The organism is Bartonella sp. OT172YNZD (assembly GCF_042193725.1).
Lineage (GTDB): Bacteria > Pseudomonadota > Alphaproteobacteria > Rhizobiales > Rhizobiaceae > Bartonella > Bartonella grahamii_A.
Genome location: NZ_JBHILZ010000005.1, coordinates 117342 through 135000, shown reverse-complemented (window position 1 = coordinate 135000; position 17659 = coordinate 117342). Strand labels below are relative to the sequence as shown.

The window sequence follows — 17659 nt, the reverse complement described above, 5'->3', positions numbered from 1 at the left end:
GCCAATGCTGGTGCGACAGTTTCGCAAATGAAAGCGCTTTTTGGCTGGACAGAAGATAAAATGGCATCCCTTTATACTAAAACAGCAGATAGAAAACGATTAGCAATAGAAGCAATAAAAAAGCTACAAAAAGGTTCGGGATAGACATAAAAATAAGTCAAAAGAATCAATAGACTCAAAATGCCCGAACTTTTATATAACCTATTGATTTTATTTAAACTTGGCGATCCCGACAGGATTCGAACCTGTGACCCACGGCTTAGAAGGCCGTTGCTCTATCCAGCTGAGCTACGGGACCTAACTGATTATTTTCTCAATTCAAAATAGCATCTTGAATTCAATGTGTCCAAGAGTGCTGCCGATCACTGCGAAAATTATCAGAATAAGAAATAGCACGTCGAATCGACGTATGTTTCTTTTCTACGCGGTAAGAGATAGCATTCTTATGCGCAAAAGCAATCGCTTCTTCCTTCCTATTAAATCGGATCCTTACCTGATTATTCATATCAGACGTTGCCGTGTACCCCATAAGAGGTTCAAGCATTTTTGCTTTCACCGGCTCATACTCTAGAATCCAAAAATCTGTATTCCCCTTACCTGACTGCATAGCTGTCTTAGCAGGACTATAAATACGTGCGATCATGCCTTTTTCCTTCAGATTACATAACGCTTGAATGATAGTTTCTCACCACACGTACCTAATTGGGTCATTCTCACACACTCAATCAAATATGGTCGGAGCGATAGGATTCGAACCTACGACCCCCTGATCCCAAATCAGGTGCGCTACCAGGCTGCGCTACGCTCCGCCATTTACATTTACTTGATGCACATTTCCTAAAATTTTCACAACAGAAGTGCAAGAGAAAAACACACTTTTTTTTAACTTTGTTGCATTTCTTTACAAAAAAACACATTTTTAAATTTTTTCCCCTACTCAATAACAGACTTATTGAAATAATAATAGAAAATAACCTCCGTAAAAAAATCCAATCTATATTAAAAAAACAATGAATTTTCCTATAAGGATTTCATAGTTTTTATTCTGCTTTAAGCAAGCTCTTACTGTATCAAAATGCATTCTACAGATATAATTTTAGAAAAAACAACTTAAATATCATAGAAAAACTTTTCTAAAGAGAACATAAGCCAAAAAATTCAGCTGTATTAAGCTTTTTCCCCTCTTTTTCTATCTTCCAGAAGACTATTTTATTAAAAATTCTCGAATCTTCTACAATCCAAATCCATAAACAACAACCATTTTTTCAAAGCACAAAATTTTCATTATAAATAAAGCACTCTTTTAGAAAAATTTTCAAATGCGAAGATAGAAAGAATTCAACATCATACAATAAAATCTCAAAGCTATTTAAAATAAACACATGAAAAAAGTAAAAAACACTATTTTTAACAGATATCAAAAAAGAAGAAAATTTAAATGACTTGTCTTTCCACATATTGAAACGATAATAGAAGGAAAGAATAAGTAAGCCATGATAAGGAGTGTTTATGGATTTCTTCTATTCAAAACTTCAGCAATAACAGCACGTGTTATTTTTCTTTTTCTTTGTAATGCCAACTGATCAACAGAATCAATAACACGCTTCAATGAAAATAAAGAACGTTCACAACGACTTACAAGATAATAAACCGTATCTGGATGTACAATAAGTTGCCTATCGGAAAAAAGCTTAAATGCAACAGCTGTTAACAATGCATCATCAGGCTGATTAATTTCAACGAACATCACCGAATTAAGACGACTTTTTAGATCATTTAACTTTAAATTCCAAGCGGAAGGAAGTGTTCGTGCCGTCATCAATAACGTAGCTTGGTGTGCATCAAGATTTGCTTGCTTAATACTGTTAATTAAATGAAAAAGTTTTGTCTCATTAATTTTACCTGCATCAATATCCTCTATTAAAAATGATCTGCCTAAAGAAGCCATAGGAACAGCCTGATCAATTTCATCGTGCTGAATCCTGAAAGCATCTGCTTTTTGGAGCCATATATTAGAAAAGTGCGTTTTTCCAGATCCTTCTTTCCCAACCAAAACTGCAATAGGTAAGCTCCAATTGGGCCAGTGATCAATAAGCTGAAAAGTCATACGATTGCTTTCCGTTACCACTAAATCCTCAAATTGAAAAATCGGATCATAAGGAAAATTTAAAGATAATTGCGTTTCACGCCCATTCATTTTAGCGGCTCCGAATTTCCCTTTCGCGAATACATCTGAGAACTAAGATAAGTATGAAGAGCAAAACGAACTAAAACGCCAACAGCGGCTGCCGCAGGAACAGCAACAAGCATACCAGTAAAACCAAAGAGTGAAGAAAAAGCAAAAAGTGAAAACATCAACCATACGGGATGTAATCCCACTGATGAACCTACAAGTTTGGGCTGAAGAATATAACCTTCAATAAATTGGCCAATTAAAAAAAGTGCCATCACAACGATGATTCCCCCCCAATTATTGGGATAAAACTGGACCCATGCAATACCAACAGAAAGGACCAAACCACTCATTGTACCGATATAAGGAACAAAGCTAATAAGACCAATAAACATACCAATCAAAAGACCAAAATTGAGTCCTGTAATCGTTAAACCAATAGCATAATAGCCTCCCAATATAAGACAAACTGTTCCTTGTCCACGAACAAAGCCTGCAATAGCTCTATCCATTTCATGAAAAATACTACGAACGGTTTCAAGGTGATCACGCGGTATTAACGAATCGATAGCTGTTACCATACGTGGCCAATCTAATAACATATAAAATGCCACCACAGGTGCCACAACAAATAGGCTAACGATATTAACGATAGATTTTCCTGACTTTAAAAGTGAATTCAAAAGAGACGTAATAAAATCCGAACCTTCTCCCAAAAATACTTTAATATTATTCCGTAATTCATTTGGATCACTTCCAAAATAGCGCCTTATCCAATCAAAATCATGCTCAACAAAAAAGGTTTGAATACGATTAATATAAACAGGTAAACCATCACTCATAAATTGCTGTATTTGCCAACTAATAACAGGAATCAAAATAACTAAAGCAGCAACAAAGGTAATAACAATAAATAAGGTAATGAGGACAGTCCCAAACACACGACGAATACCAAATTTTTCAAGTAATTGAACAATGGGATTGAGAAAATAAGCCAACACAATCCCTGCCACAAAAGGAAGCAAAATCGATCCAAAAACAAACATAAAAAGAATGAAAAAAATCAGCGTACCAAGCCAAAAAAAGATTTGCCTTTTCATATTATTCGGCAACGGTAATTGAGTGTACGCTGGCACATAAGTCTTATAACGATCACGAGATGTATTCTCACTCACTTTCTTTCTCATAAGTTGCCAAGAAGACTGTCCGTGATTATCTGATATCTTGCTCATAAAATATCCTAAAAAATTCTTCACAAAAAATTATAAACACCTTCAAAATAAGGTACAAGTAAAGTTGCTTATTTTCTTATCAATATCTCTTGCAGAGAGAACTCTATCATGGCATTGCATAATATCAAAACCTGATTTTCCACTAAAGGAAGGCTCCAATGAGCAATCAAGATCTTACAAATAATAAATCCAAAGTTAGTCTTACCTACGCAAAAGCCGGTGTAAACATCGATATGGGTAATGCCATGGTAGAAAAAATTAAACCCTTTATACGCGCGACAAAACGAGCCGGAGCAGATGCAGAAATTGGCGGTTTTGGTGGACTTTTTGATTTAAAAGCAGCTGGTTTTATGGATCCTATCCTAGTAGCAGCCAATGATGGTGTGGGAACAAAATTAAAAATTGCCATTGAAGTAGGTCACCATAACACTGTAGGTATTGATCTTGTAGCTATGTGTGTCAATGATTTACTCGTACAAGGGGCTGAACCTCTCTTTTTTCTGGATTATTTTGCAACTGGAAAGCTTGACCCTGAACAAGGTGCTGTAATTGTTTCTGGTATTGCTGAAGGATGTAAACAAGCCGGTGCTGCTCTTATTGGAGGAGAAACTGCAGAAATGCCAGGAATGTATGCAAAAGGAGATTATGATCTAGCCGGTTTTGCTGTAGGAGCATGCGAACGCAGCAAGCTACTCCCTTCAAAAGATTTGACAGAAGGTGATATTATATTAGGTTTAAGCGCCTCTGGAATTCATTCCAATGGCTTTTCGCTTGTTCGACGAATCGTCCAGCAAAATTATCTCAAATGGAATGCCCCTGCCCCTTTTGCCCCCGAAAACAGCCTTGGTATAGCACTTCTTACACCAACACGCATTTATGTAAAATCGCTTCTTCCCCTCATGCGAAAATACGAAGGGATTAAAGCTCTTGCTCATATTACGGGTGGAGGCTTTCCTGAAAATATTCCACGTGTCGTTCCATCTTCTCTCTGCGCTGAAATTAATCTTTCTACCATCAATGTTCCAGCAGTATTTTCATGGATTGCCAAACAAGGTAAAATAGAAGAAACAGAAATGTTAAGAACATTTAATTGTGGTATTGGCATGATCATTATCGTAGCACAGCATGCAGCTGAAAAAATTACGCAAGCTCTTGAAAGAAAAGGGGAGACTGTAACTCCCCTTGGCATTTTAACAAAACGCCAAGATCAAAATAAAGGAATACTTTATAAAGGGGTACTGCATTTATGAAAAAACAAATCGTCGTTTTCATTTCTGGTAATGGATCCAATATGGTCGCCCTTGCTCAAGCTAGTCAACAAAAGGAATATCCTGCTGAAGTCGTCGCAGTTATTTGCGATAATCCGCGTGCAAACGGTATTGAAAAGGCGCAAAACCATAACTTACCTATTCATATTGTTGATCGCAAAATTTACAAAACAAAAGAAGAGCATGAAGAAAGTATTTTTACGATTTTAGATCAATATAAACCGGATTTTCTCTGCTTTGCAGGGTATATGCGCCTTATCTCACCACGTTTTGTAAAACTTTACGAAGGACGAATTTTAAACATTCATCCTTCTCTTTTGCCTTCATTTAAAGGCTTAAACACACATGAAAAAGCTTTACAAGCAGGCGTAAAAATCACAGGTTGCACTGTTCACCTTGTCACAGAAGACATGGATGCAGGAAAAATCCTCGCCCAAGCAGCCGTTCCAGTCTATCCTCATGATACTGCTGAGGGCTTAGCACAAAGAGTTCTTCAAGCAGAGCATAAGCTCTACCCTGAAGCCGTAAAAGCATTTATTGAAGGGAAGAGCAAAATGGTAGATATGCAACAACAGCTTTTATCCTTTTAAGTGTATCAGTAATCTATTAATCAGCATTTTTCAATGTTTTACACATAGTTTGTGCTCAATATCTATAATTGAAAATCTCTATGAAATGTTGACATAATAGAGTCTATCTCTTCATAAATTTTTGTGCAAAATGTGTGATTTTTTTGAATTTTAGTTAAATTTCAAAACTCTTCTTCTTTATTCAGTTCTATGACATTATCACAAGCTCTATTTATCAAAATACTCTCGTATTTCACCTAAAAAATCTTAAAATACGCAATTTTTCTATTGCATAAATTTTTGTCTCATGACAGAAGCGTTCTTTTAACTGTTAGAGCTAACTGTTTGAGTGTAAAAGGTTTAGATAAAAAACCAAAAACAGCATTTTGTGGAAGATTTTTAGCAAAAGCATCTTTTGCATATCCAGAAACGAAAAGAAATTTGATATCAGGATAGTTTTTACGTACTTCCTTCAATAAAGTGGGCCCGTCCATTTCTGGCATCACTACATCGGAAACAATAATATCAACAGCTCCTTTTTGTTCCTCAAGAATAGAGAGTGCTTCCACCCCACTCGCTGCCTCCAAAACCCTATATCCTCTCATTTGAAGAGCTCTTACCCCCCCCATTCTGACTGCATCTTCATCTTCAACCAATAAAACAGTCGCAGATCCTGTTAAGTCTATATTTTTATCTTTCTCTTCATCTTTTTCAATCTTTTGAGAAATTTCTCCTTTTATATTAGGGATATAACGGGGAAGAAAAATATGAAATGTTGCTCCTTCACCTTCCTTACTTTCACAATAAATGTACCCACCGCTCTGCTTGATAATTCCATAAACCATTGATAAACCAAGTCCTGTTCCTTTTCCAACTTCTTTTGTTGTAAAAAATGGCTCAAACATTTTTTCTTGTATAGCAGAAGATATACCAGCCCCTGTATCTGAAATAGTCAATTGCACATACTCACCAATTGCTAAACCAAGATGATTAAACTCAGCACTTTGTTGCTTTGTAATATTGTTTGTTGCAATCGTAACAATACCTCCATCTAACATGGCATCACGCGCATTAATAACTAAATTCATAATAACACGCTGAAAAGATGCTTGATCAACTTCAACGCTCCACAAATCTCTTCCATGGATAATTTTTAATTGAATATTATTCCCCAAAAGTGGTAAAATAAGATTGCGAATATCCGATAAAAATTCAGTAAAATCAACTTCTTCAGGTCGAAGTGTTTGCTTTCTAGAAAAAGCTAATAATTGCTGTACAAGAGCAGCTGCACGATTAGCATTATTTTTAATATTGATCAGATCAGCATGAGCAGGATCAGAACTACGATGCGTATTTAAAAGAAGATCACACGACATTAAAATTGCTGTTAAAACATTATTAAAATCATGAGCAATGCCGCCAGCCAATTGTCCAACAGCTTGCATCTTCTGACTTTGCATCATTTTATCTTCAAGCGTTTTTTGTTCGGTTGTTTCAATCACAGAGATAATAAACAAATCTTGCAATGCATCACCATGATAGGGCAGTACAGACATAATATGGAGTCGTAAATGGCATTCTTCATTTTTTTCTAAAACAGTTTCTAGAGAAACAAAATAATTTTTATTTGTCGCAATTCTCTGAAAAGAACGCTCTAACTGCACACAATCACAACGAGAAATAACATCATAGAAATTGACAGCTTTGTCCATACATCCCGTAAGTGATGAAAAAGCTTTATTCATATGAACCAATTGCCCTTCATGATCCACCACAGCTATTGCAAAAGGACTCGCATCAAAATATTCTTCTAATATACTAGGTAATTTTAATTGATTGTCCTCTTCTTTTTGTATTTGTTGTGGAATGATTACAATACGATAAATGGATTCCTCTTCTAAGAGAGAAGAAACAGATATAAGACAATGGAATATTTTCTCACAAGTCGTCTGTGAATTTAAACATAACGAAAACCTATAAGGTAAAGAGTAACCTGAACTTTGATATCTGTTTGTTTGCAAACAGATATCACTCCACGAGCTCTTAGCACCAACGCTATCAAATAGCGAATCAAAATTATATTGACCAATTAAGAAATTCGCTAAATCAATTGAAAACCATTCGGCAAAAACCGCATTGGCATAAAGAATAGTTCCTTGTGTATTAACTGATACAAAACCAATAGGAGCTTGATCCAAGTGATTGATAGCCTCTTGGAGGTTCGAGAAAAAAACTTCTCGCATTTGTTGTAAATGCGAAATATCAGCAATACGCCAAAATAAAAGCTTTTTTTTCTGTTTTGTGATAGGTTGAACGGAAATATTATACCAAACAGATTTTTTTGGTGTAGAATCGGTAAAAATTGGTTGTTCTACTCTTAATTCCTCTTGCGCTGCAAGATTATTACAGGCCGCAACCTTTAAGCGATATGAAAGTGCACCAGCTCCTGGAAGATCAGCAATAACCATATAACAAGACACTTCAGGCTTATAGGTTAGAATTTTTTGATAGTTTTGATTAGAATAATAAACAAAACCAGAAAGATCAGAGATTACAATTGCATCATCGCTCCTATTAAAGATGCTAAAATCAAAATCTTCATGCAACCACACATGGTATCTTAAAATTCCCATTCCACACAAAACAAGTGTTGTAACGCCGATAATTGCTAGACTCAAAAAAGATATCAATATAGCCTTTTGTAAATAGCTTTGTGGATAAAAAAAGCCTAAAATACCCACAATGAAAAGAAAAACTAATATAAAAACAACACTAAAAATTACAACTCTTCGATGAACAGAAGACGCTGATCTTTCATTATTATCAAAACCTTTATCCATCTCTTATTGCCTTAGATTTAGCTGTTTCTTATATCACAAAACTTCCTTTATATTCATTGTTATAAAGTATATACTATGATATTATCTTTCTAAGAAAGCTCACTTAATGTTAAAAAGTTTATTTCTTGTATTTAAGTGAACCTTTTAAAGGTGTATTTATAAATTTATCTCGATAAAAACGATATTTTCACACAAAAATGGGAGAAAATCTATGTATATCTGGTTATCAGAGCAAATAGGTGTATCTGCTGCGAAAATAACGATAAGCTTTTTGTTTTTTATAATAACAATCGTGGCTATTACCATAATTATCTTGTTTTTACGTCGTTTAAGTATGAGAAGATTCAACATTAATGGAAAAAAAAGTCTATCACGATTAGCATTATGTGAAGTAATTTCTATAGATCGAGCACGCCGCCTTGTTTTAGTCCGTTGCGATGAGAAAGAATATTTGCTTCTTATTGGCGGATTAACAGATGTAGTTGTAGAATCCGATATTACCAGTACATCCAAAATACAAAAGAGAGAAACACACACACATCCAAATTCCGCCCCTATAGAAAAAAACGGGATATCGGATAAAAGTCCCTCTTCTTTTACGAGTGAAGCGGTAAAAGATTCAGCAATCACCGCCGAAATTGAGGGGCGGCAAGAACCATCTTTATTCATTCCTACCCCTCAAAAATAAAAATATACAATTTTATCACCACGAATTTCGTTTGTTTATCATTTCAATGACCTTAATCATCGCGATAAACTCTTTCACGTCGTTCGTGACGTTCTTGCGCTTCCAATGACAAAACGGCTATCGGCCGAGCCTCAAGACGCTTTATACTAATGGGTTCGCCGGTTTCTTCACAAAAACCATATGTCCCATTATCAATGCGCTCTAAAGCAGCATCTATTTTTGAAATAAGTTTCCTCTGACGATCACGAGCACGTAATTCGATTGTACGATCCGTTTCACAAGAAGCCCTATCAGTCAAATCGGGTTGACCAACATTCTCTTCCTGCAAATTTTCTAAAGTCTCACGAGCTTCTTTTAATATATCATTCTTCCAAGAAACCAATTTAGCACGAAAATACGCCTTTTGCCGCTCATTCATAAAAGGCTCATCTTCACTAGGGCGATATTGACCATCAATCTCTTCGCTCATGCAATAAAAAACCTCCACATATGCTATGTGCGGTCTATATATTGCGCAATACCCATCAACACAAGAGTAAAATGTTTTTTCATAACAATCTACAAATATGTCTAAATGTACTGTTTAGGTTTGAGCACTTTTTTATGTAGGTTAGATTCTTGATTAAATCTCATCCAGAATCATTTTTCTCGCTTATTGAGAAACTTCAAAAAGAAGGAAATCTATCAGATATCAGAGCCATCCATCCCCTACTTTCTCATTATTTAAAATCTAAATGAAGCAACAATAAATCATTTCATCAATGCAAAAAAATAAAATTTTTATAAAGGCAAAGTGTGATATTCACGTTTCAAATACATCAAAGCATCTTTTTCTTTATTACAGTTGATTGCAACAACCTCACCAATCAAAACACAATGGGTTGCGTGTTCGTGCCAACAAATCAAACGGCAATCAAATGACGCTAAAGCGTCTGAAAGACTAGGGGCCCCCGTTTGCAAAGCTCCCCATTGAGCAACATCAAAACGCTCATTTTGTGTAGAAGTGCAACGCCTCGAAAAAACATCCGCTAATGGACGATGTTTTCCTGCCAAGCTATTAACACAAAAATTTCCATTCTCCATAAACACCTGATTCTTTAAATTATGGCGCATGAGACAAACAAGAAGGGTTGGAGGATTATCAGATAAAGAACAACACGCCGAAACAGTCACCCCGCGTCTTCCCTTAATGCCATTTGTTGTCACAATATGCACAGCTCCTGCAAAAAGACTCATGGCATCTCGATATTCTTAGGAAGAAACCGCAATATTATGTTGAAGTTCAGGCATCAAATATGTTTTATGATTCGACATATCTTTCACTTATAAAGCTTTAAAATTTCAAGCGATCTTTCCATAACAAAGACCTATAATGCATATTTTTCTTTTCCGTCATAACACAAAAGATATTTGTGTATACACAGCGATATGATAAAAACAGCCAATCAAGGAGATTTTAATGCCCCATTCTCATCTCATTTCGCCTTCACTTTTGGCTTCTGATTTTTCTAAACTTGGACAAGAAATGTTAGATGTTGTTGATGCTGGTGCAGATTGGCTTCATCTTGATATCATGGATGGGCACTTTGTTCCTAACATCACCTTTGGTCCTGAAATCGTCAAGGCTCTGCGCCCATTAACCAAAGCAATATTTGATGTCCACCTTATGATCGCACCAGTAGACCCTTATTTGGAGGCTTTTGCAAAAGCGGGTTCAGATACTATAACCATTCATGCTGAAGCAAGTCCACATCTTCATCGTTCATTACAAACAATCAAAAAAATGGGGAAAAAAGCAGGAATTGCACTCAATCCAAGTACCCCTGAACATGTACTTGAATATTTGCTTGATCAATTAGATCTCATTCTCATCATGACGGTCAATCCCGGTTTTGGTGGACAAAGTTTTATTCCAGAAATAAAAGATAAAATTAAGCGCGTTAAAAGCATGATTGCAAACCGCCCTATTGATCTTGAAGTTGATGGTGGTATCTCCGTTGATACAATTGGGATAGCTGCAAAAGCTGGTGCAAATGTATTTGTCGCAGGCTCTGCAATTTATAAAAACGGAAATAAAGAGCTTTACAAAACACGTATTAATGCATTGCGCCAAGCCGCAATCCTCTCACAACAAGGAAAAAAATGATGATCGCACGTTATTCCCGCCCTGCAATGGTAACAATTTGGTCTCCCGAAACAAAATATCGTATTTGGTTTGAAATTGAAGCCCATGCCTGTGATGCCCTTGCTCACTTAGGAATTATTCCGAAAGAAGCCGCCAAAGTCATTTGGGAAAAGGGGACAGCTGCTAAATTTGATGTCAATCGCATTGATGAAATTGAAGCAATTACCAAACATGATGTTATCGCATTTCTGACCCACCTAGCTGAATTCATTGGACCAGCAGCACGTTTTATCCACCAAGGCATGACATCATCTGATGTTCTCGATACAACGCTGAACATTCAATTGATGCGTGCTAGTGATATTTTGCTAGAGGATATAGATCAACTTCTTGAAGCATTAAAAAGACGTGCTTTTGAGCATAAAGAGACAATCACCATTGGGCGGAGTCATGGCATTCATGCTGAACCGACAACATTTGGAATCAAATTTGCTCTTGCATACGCTGAATTTTCCCGTTGTCGCAAACGTCTTCTTGCAGCACGAGAAGAAATTTCTACTTGCGCGATTTCAGGAGCTGTAGGAACTTTTGCAAATATCGATCCACGCGTTGAAGAACATGTAGCAAAAGCCCTAGGAATGCGTGCTGAACCGGTTTCCACCCAAGTAATACCAAGAGATCGTCATGCTATGTTTTTTGCAACACTTGGTGTTATTGCTTCCTCTATTGAAAGGCTAGCGATAGAAATACGCCATTTACAACGAACAGAAGTTCTTGAAGCAGAGGAACATTTCTCACCTGGGCAAAAAGGTTCATCGGCGATGCCTCATAAACGTAATCCAGTTTTAACAGAAAATTTAACTGGATTAGCCCGCATAGTACGTGCATTTGCACTCCCAGCTATGGAAAATGTTGCACTTTGGCATGAACGTGATATTTCCCATTCATCTGTTGAGCGTTATATTGCTCCAGATGCGACTATTACACTTGATTTTGCTCTTTCTCGCCTCACATCTGTTATTGAAAATCTCATTGTCTATCCAGAAAATATGCAAAAAAATCTTAATAAATTCCGCGGTCTTGTTCACTCACAACGGGTGCTTTTAGCACTCACGCAAGCAGGAATCAGTCGTGAAGATTCTTATCGGATTGTACAACGAAATGCGATGAAAGTTTGGGAACAAGGAAAAGATTTTTTAGAAGAACTTCTCAACGACAAAGATGTTACCAAAGCTTTAAGTGAAGAAGAACTTCGCGAAAAATTTGATCTTTCTTACCATACCAAACATATCAATACGATTTTTAAACGTGTTTTTGAAGAACAATAAAGCGACATAGAAAACTCAAATCTATTCCACCTATGATCAAAAACTGCTGTAACAAAGAAAACAATTCATGAAAGCAAATCAACTCGATATTCTTATTGTTCCTGGCTACAAAGGGTCTGGTCCAGATCACTGGCAAACACGCTGGGAAAAAAAATTGTCGACAGCCCGCCGCATTGAACAACTCCATTGGTCAAAGCCTGTTTGTGAAGAGTGGGTTAACAAAGTTAAAACCGCCATCGCAAAAGCTCAAAGGCCTGTTATGCTTATTGCTCATTCATTAGGAGTTCCCAGCGCTATTCATGCAACTATACAAAATACAGAAAAAGTCTGTGGCGCTTTCTTTGTTGCACCTCCAGATGTAGCCAATGAGAAAATACGTCCCAAACATTTAATGACATTTGGCCCCTACCATCGGCAAAAGCTGCCTTTTCCTTCTATTGTCATAGCCAGTCGCAACGATGAATTTTGTCAATTTTCAGTAGCAGAAAAAATTGCCAATGATTGGGGTTCCCTCTTTGTTGATGCTGGGTATTCTGGCCATATTAACGCAGAATCCGGACACGGACCTTGGCCTGAAGGGCTTATGGTCCTCTCTCACTTTCTTGCAAAAATTTGATCCAAAAGAGGGAATCTTCTTTCTCATCGCTTAATGTATCTTTACCTTTGGGTAAACGTGTAATGACAAAAATTATAAAAGTATCATAGCAATATCGTTGAGAAATTCTATCAATTAGGATAGTATCATTTATCAATGTTATTAAAAACCTCTCAAGATAAATAGAGAATCATGATGAATCGTCGCCACCGTATTTATGAAGGCAAGGCTAAAATTTTATATGAAGGACCTGAACCAGGAACTTATATTCAATTTTTTAAAGATGATGCAACTGCCTTTAATGCAAAAAAACATGAAATTATCGACGGAAAAGGGGTTTTAAACAACCGAATTTCGGAATATATCTTTAGCCATCTTGGACGTTTGGGAATCCCAACACATTTTATCAAACGTATAAACATGCGCGAACAGCTTATTAAAGCAGTAGAAATCATTCCGTTGGAAGTTGTAGTTCGCAATGTTGCTGCAGGCTCTCTTGCTAAACGTTTGGGACTGGAAGAAGGAACCCCGCTTCCGCAATCCATCATTGAGTTCTACTATAAAAATGATTCTCTCGATGATCCTATGGTAACGGAAGAACATATCACAGCTTTTGGGTGGGCTGTCCCACAAGAGATAGAAGATATCATGCAACTTTCAATTCGTATTAATGATTTTCTTTCTGGGATTTTTGCCGGTGTTAACATCCAATTAATTGATTTTAAAATGGAATTTGGTCGCCTGTGGGAAGATGAAACAATGCGCATTGTTCTTGCTGATGAAATCTCACCTGATTCTGCACGACTATGGGATATGCAAACACAAGAAAAAATGGATAAAGACCGTTTTCGTCGTGATATGGGTGGGCTTATTAATGCCTATCAAGAAGTTGCCAAACGTCTTGGTATTATGAATGAAAACGAACCAACACGACCAAGTGGTCCCGTTCTCGTAAAGTAAAAACAAGGTAAAAAAAACATCACCTTATATAAATACCCCTCTTCAAAGGAGAGGTTCTTTTAACAAGCAGGAAGCAAAGAAATGAAAGCACGCATTACAGTTACTTTAAAAGAAAGCGTTCTTGATCCACAAGGAGAAGCAATTGTCGGTGCTTTAAAAAGTTTAGCTTTCGAAGGCATTCAATCCATTCGTCAAGGAAAGGTTTTTGATATTGTTCTTGATGATCTACCTTCTGAAACCGCAAAGAAAAAACTTGAACAAATGTGTGAAGAGTTACTCGCAAATACTGTCATTGAAAATTATACAATCGAACTTTTTTAAGTGGAACGCTCATGAGAACTGCCATCATTCAACTTCCTGGATTAAATCGTGATCGAGATATGGTTGCAGCATTACATCATATAACGGGAGTTGAGCCACTAAAAATTTGGCAAACAGAAACAACAATTCCAGATGTAGATGTTATTATTATTCCTGGTGGTTTTTCCTATGGCGACTACTTAAGATGTGGTGCTATTGGAGCGCGAACTCCCGTCTTAAAAGCCATTCGTGAAAAAGCACAAGAAGGTACTACAATAATAGGTATCTGTAATGGATTTCAAATTTTGTTGGAAGCAGGATTATTACCTGGGACTTTAATGCGTAACGCCTCTTTAAAATTTGTTTGTCGTGAAATCAAACTTGAAGTCGTTAACGCCAAGACAAAATTTTCTCGATATTATTCTAAAGGACAAATTATTCGTTGTCCTGTTGCCCATCACGATGGAAATTATTTTGTTGATAGTGAAACATTAAGGCAATTGGAAGACAATGAACAAATTGTTTTTCGCTATGCAGAAAATACAAACCCGAACGGATCAATGAAAGATATTGCTGGTATTGTTAATAAAACTGGTAATATTCTTGGTATGATGCCTCACCCTGAAAACTTTATTGAACCCGCCCATGGAGGTATTGACGGTCGTTTACTTTTTCAAAGTACTTTAGAGTTAGTAAATGGATGATGCTGCAAAAATACTGGCGCTCCATGATTGTAAAAAAAAAAGAATCTATACCATTCCTTACATCGTAAATCTATGAACAAAGCTCTTCATAAACAACAATCGATATTATTTTCTAAACACATAATTATTAATACCATTTTTAGTCTTAAATCCCACCAAACAAACGAACAAAATCTTCAACTTACTGTCTATAAATATTTTTATTATTAAACAACATTATTGCTTATAATATAAGCTGCTAGATTAAAAAAATAAAAATGCTAAATTTTGATTAATTTAACGGATAAATACTCATGAAGCCTTGCAATAACATCACTATTACACCAGAGCTCATTGCACAACACGGGCTAAAAGAGGATGAATATCAACGTATCCTGACGTTAATCGGTAGAGAACCAACATTTACTGAACTAGGAATTTTTTCTGCAATGTGGAACGAACATTGTTCCTATAAATCATCTAAAAAATGGTTAAAGACTCTTCCGACAGAAGGAAAATATGTCATTCAAGGACCTGGTGAAAATGCTGGTGTTGTCGATATTGGCGAAGGGCAATGTGTTGTTTTCAAAATGGAAAGCCATAACCACCCTTCTTATATTGAACCTTATCAAGGTGCAGCGACAGGTGTTGGTGGTATTTTACGTGATGTCTTTACAATGGGAGCCCGTCCTGTTGCTGCTATGAATGCATTGCGATTTGGTGCTCCTGATCACCCACGAACACGCCATCTTGTTTCTGGTGTTGTTTCTGGAATTGGTGGTTACAGCAATGCTTTTGGCGTTCCAACTGTTGGTGGAGAAGTAAATTTTGACAAGCGTTATAATGGCAATATCCTTGTTAACGCTTTTGTCGCCGGTATTGCAAAGATAGACACCCTTTTTTATTCTAAAGCGCAAGGTATTGGACTCCCTGTTGTTTATCTTGGTGCAAAAACAGGACGTGATGGTGTCGGTGGAGCAACAATGGCTTCTGCTGAATTTGATGATTCAATCAGTGAAAAACGCCCAACTGTTCAAGTAGGTGATCCTTTTACAGAAAAATGTCTCCTTGAAGCATGTTTAGAGCTCATGGAACTTAGAGCCGTGGTTTCTATTCAAGATATGGGGGCAGCAGGACTCACCTCTTCTGCCGTTGAAATGGGTGCAAAAGGAAATTTAGGGATACAGCTTAATCTCGATACAGTTCCTGTTCGAGAAGAAAACATGACAGCCTATGAAATGATGCTTTCTGAAAGTCAGGAGCGTATGCTCATGGTCCTTAAACCAGAACTAGAAAAGCAAGCAGAAGCAATTTTTCATAAGTGGGGGCTACATTTTTCTATCATTGGAAAAACAACCGATGATTTACGTTTTCGTGTATTTCATCAAGGGGAAGAAGTTGTCAATCTTCCCATCAAAGAGCTTGGTGATGAAGCGCCTGTTTATGATCGTCCTTGGAGTGCACCAGCAAAAAAAACACCCTTGAAAGCAGAAGACGTCAAAAAAGTTGAAAATCTTGGTGATGCGCTTCTGGCCTTATTGAATTCTGCTGATCAAAGTTCACGGCGATGGGTTTATGAACAATATGATACTCTTATCCAAGGAAATAGCCTTGTTTGTCCAGGAGGTGATGCAGGCGTTATCCGTGTAGGAAACAACAGCAAACGTGCTCTTGCTTTTTCTTCTGATGTAACACCTCGCTATTGTGAAGCAGACCCTTATGAAGGAGGAAAACAAGCTGTCGCAGAATGCTGGCGAAATATTAGTACGACAGGTGCAACACCACTGGCTGCTACAGATAATCTCAATTTTGGTAACCCTGAAAAACCTGAAATTATGGGACAGCTGGTTTTGGCTATTAAAGGTATAGGAGAAGCTTGTAGAGTCCTCGATTTTCCTATCGTTTCAGGCAATGTTTCTCTTTACAACGAAACAAATGGGGAAGCCATTCTTCCAACCCCAACAATTGTTGGTGTAGGCCTTCTTAATGATTGGTCTAAAATGGTAACAATAAGTGGTATGCAAAATGGAGATATTCTTGTTTTAGTAGGAAATTGCGGCTCTCATTTAGGACAATCAATCTATACACGTAACATTTTAAATATTGATGCAGGTGCCCCTCCCCCCGTAGATTTACAACTTGAAAAAAAGCATGGTCAATTTGTTCGAGATGCTATTAATAGCGGTTTTATTCATGCTGCTCATGACATTTCTGACGGAGGATTAGCGATAGCACTTGCCGAAATGGTGATTAAAGCAGGTAAAGGAATCAAAGTAACGTTAAGCAATAAATCACCCCATCATGCAGAACTTTTTGGAGAAGACCAAGGACGTTATCTTTTAGCCGTCAAACCTCACTCTCTCAATAGTCTTAAAGAGCGTGCACAAATCAATACAGTTTCTTTAACAGAGCTAGGTCAAGTTGAGGGAACTTCTCTCAATATAGATGGGATATTAACACTTTCAGTAGACAAACTCACAAAAGCTTATGAAAACTGGTTTCCACAATTTATGGATGAAGAGTAAAAATTGTTTTTTTCTCTTAAACAGCCTTTATAAAAAAATGAATAACATAGGAGAATAATGATGGTAATGAGTGCTCATGCAATTGAAACACTTATTCGTAAAGGCATTCCTGATGCTACTGTAACAATTCGTGATCTTGCTGGAGATGGGGAACATTATGCTGCAGAAGTTATTTCTGAAAGTTTTCGTGGTAAAACCCGTGTTCAACAACATAAAATGGTCTATGATGCCCTTAAAGGCAATATGGGAAATGACCTTCACGCCTTAATGTTGCAAACAAATATCCCAAAATAATCTAAATTTTCTTCTTGCATTCACTCATTTAATACGATTAAAAACAGTATGAGTATAAATTACACACTTATAAAAATCT

The 17659-nt window shown here is 36.8% G+C and carries 17 protein-coding genes, 2 tRNA genes and 1 pseudogene; 12 read left to right on the top strand and 8 right to left on the bottom strand.

What is annotated here, in order from left to right; all coding sequences use genetic code 11:
• A pseudogene (locus ACFIJS_RS03495) lies at positions 1–144 on the top strand (integrase); the annotation flags it as partial.
• Positions 145–221: 77 nt separating this feature from the next.
• Here the strand turns inward: ACFIJS_RS03495 and ACFIJS_RS03490 are convergent.
• The 5 genes from ACFIJS_RS03490 to ACFIJS_RS03470 form a co-directional block, all read right to left on the bottom strand.
• A tRNA-Arg gene (locus tag ACFIJS_RS03490) sits at positions 222–298 on the bottom strand.
• A 39-nt stretch (positions 299–337) separates the two neighbouring features.
• The gene (locus ACFIJS_RS03485; RefSeq protein WP_375649977.1) at positions 338–643 is read right to left on the bottom strand and encodes an ETC complex I subunit; all 306 of its coding nucleotides are present in this window, start codon (positions 641–643) and stop codon (positions 338–340) included.
• Between the two features lie 89 nt (positions 644–732).
• Positions 733–809: transfer RNA gene (locus ACFIJS_RS03480), tRNA-Pro, on the bottom strand.
• A gap of 698 nt (positions 810–1507) precedes the next feature.
• Positions 1508–2197, bottom strand: coding sequence for a DnaA regulatory inactivator HdaA (gene hdaA, locus ACFIJS_RS03475; RefSeq protein ID WP_375649974.1), 690 nt, complete (start codon positions 2195–2197; stop codon positions 1508–1510).
• Positions 2194–3405, bottom strand: a complete 1212-nt coding sequence (locus ACFIJS_RS03470) for an AI-2E family transporter (protein ID WP_375649972.1) — start codon at positions 3403–3405, stop codon at positions 2194–2196. The genes hdaA and ACFIJS_RS03470 overlap by 4 nt, the downstream gene beginning before the upstream one ends.
• A 158-nt stretch (positions 3406–3563) precedes the next feature.
• Between ACFIJS_RS03470 and purM the strand changes: the two genes are divergently transcribed.
• Complete coding sequence (gene purM / locus ACFIJS_RS03465; RefSeq protein ID WP_375649969.1) at positions 3564–4655, top strand: phosphoribosylformylglycinamidine cyclo-ligase; 1092 nt, start codon at positions 3564–3566, stop codon at positions 4653–4655.
• The gene (gene purN, locus ACFIJS_RS03460) at positions 4652–5263 is read left to right on the top strand and encodes a phosphoribosylglycinamide formyltransferase (RefSeq protein WP_375649967.1); all 612 of its coding nucleotides are present in this window, start codon (positions 4652–4654) and stop codon (positions 5261–5263) included. The genes purM and purN overlap by 4 nt, the downstream gene beginning before the upstream one ends.
• 284 nt (positions 5264–5547) lie before the next feature.
• On the opposite strand, the gene ACFIJS_RS03455 is transcribed toward purN, so the two are convergent.
• Entirely contained in the window at positions 5548–8082 is a 2535-nt protein-coding gene (locus tag ACFIJS_RS03455) for a response regulator (protein ID WP_375649965.1), read from the bottom strand.
• Positions 8083–8293: 211 nt separating this feature from the next.
• Between ACFIJS_RS03455 and ACFIJS_RS03450 the strand changes: the two genes are divergently transcribed.
• On the top strand, positions 8294–8770 hold the full coding sequence (locus tag ACFIJS_RS03450) for a hypothetical protein (RefSeq protein ID WP_375649963.1): 477 nt from the start codon (positions 8294–8296) through the stop codon (positions 8768–8770).
• 52 nt (positions 8771–8822) lie between these two features.
• Here the strand turns inward: ACFIJS_RS03450 and dksA are convergent, their stop codons facing one another.
• Together dksA and ACFIJS_RS03440 are read right to left on the bottom strand one after the other, a co-directional pair.
• Positions 8823–9239 carry an RNA polymerase-binding protein DksA gene (gene dksA / locus ACFIJS_RS03445; RefSeq protein WP_015856486.1) on the bottom strand — a complete coding sequence of 139 codons (417 nt, stop codon included), beginning with the start codon at positions 9237–9239 and terminating at the stop codon, positions 8823–8825.
• Positions 9240–9550: 311 nt separating this feature from the next.
• A complete protein-coding gene (locus ACFIJS_RS03440) occupies positions 9551–10006 on the bottom strand; it encodes a flavin reductase (RefSeq protein ID WP_375649960.1) in 456 nt (151 codons plus the stop codon).
• 223 nt (positions 10007–10229) lie between these two features.
• On the opposite strand from ACFIJS_RS03440, the gene rpe reads away from it, so the two are divergent.
• The 8 genes from rpe (at position 10230) to ACFIJS_RS03400 (ending at position 17580) form a co-directional block, all read left to right on the top strand.
• A complete protein-coding gene (gene rpe / locus ACFIJS_RS03435; RefSeq protein WP_375649957.1) occupies positions 10230–10916 on the top strand; it encodes a ribulose-phosphate 3-epimerase in 687 nt (228 codons plus the stop codon).
• Positions 10916–12223: an adenylosuccinate lyase gene (gene purB / locus ACFIJS_RS03430; protein WP_375649997.1), complete on the top strand. Its 1308-nt coding sequence runs from the start codon at positions 10916–10918 to the stop codon at positions 12221–12223. Before rpe ends, purB begins: the two co-directional genes overlap by 1 nt.
• Positions 12224–12290: 67 nt before the next feature.
• Positions 12291–12839, top strand: a complete 549-nt coding sequence (locus ACFIJS_RS03425; protein ID WP_375649955.1) for an RBBP9/YdeN family alpha/beta hydrolase — start codon at positions 12291–12293, stop codon at positions 12837–12839.
• Between the two features lie 174 nt (positions 12840–13013).
• Positions 13014–13778 (top strand): phosphoribosylaminoimidazolesuccinocarboxamide synthase, encoded by a 765-nt coding sequence (gene purC / locus ACFIJS_RS03420; protein ID WP_375649995.1) that lies wholly within the window; start codon positions 13014–13016, stop codon positions 13776–13778.
• 81 nt (positions 13779–13859) lie between these two features.
• On the top strand, positions 13860–14099 hold the full coding sequence (purS, locus tag ACFIJS_RS03415) for a phosphoribosylformylglycinamidine synthase subunit PurS (RefSeq protein WP_375649952.1): 240 nt from the start codon (positions 13860–13862) through the stop codon (positions 14097–14099).
• Between the two features lie 11 nt (positions 14100–14110).
• On the top strand, positions 14111–14782 hold the full coding sequence (gene purQ, locus ACFIJS_RS03410) for a phosphoribosylformylglycinamidine synthase subunit PurQ (protein WP_375649949.1): 672 nt from the start codon (positions 14111–14113) through the stop codon (positions 14780–14782).
• Positions 14783–15075: 293 nt separating this feature from the next.
• Positions 15076–17286 carry a phosphoribosylformylglycinamidine synthase subunit PurL gene (gene purL, locus ACFIJS_RS03405; RefSeq protein ID WP_375649946.1) on the top strand — a complete coding sequence of 737 codons (2211 nt, stop codon included), beginning with the start codon at positions 15076–15078 and terminating at the stop codon, positions 17284–17286.
• A gap of 60 nt (positions 17287–17346) precedes the next feature.
• Entirely contained in the window at positions 17347–17580 is a 234-nt protein-coding gene (locus ACFIJS_RS03400) for a BolA/IbaG family iron-sulfur metabolism protein (protein ID WP_375649993.1), read from the top strand.
• Positions 17581–17659 lie beyond the last annotated feature (79 nt).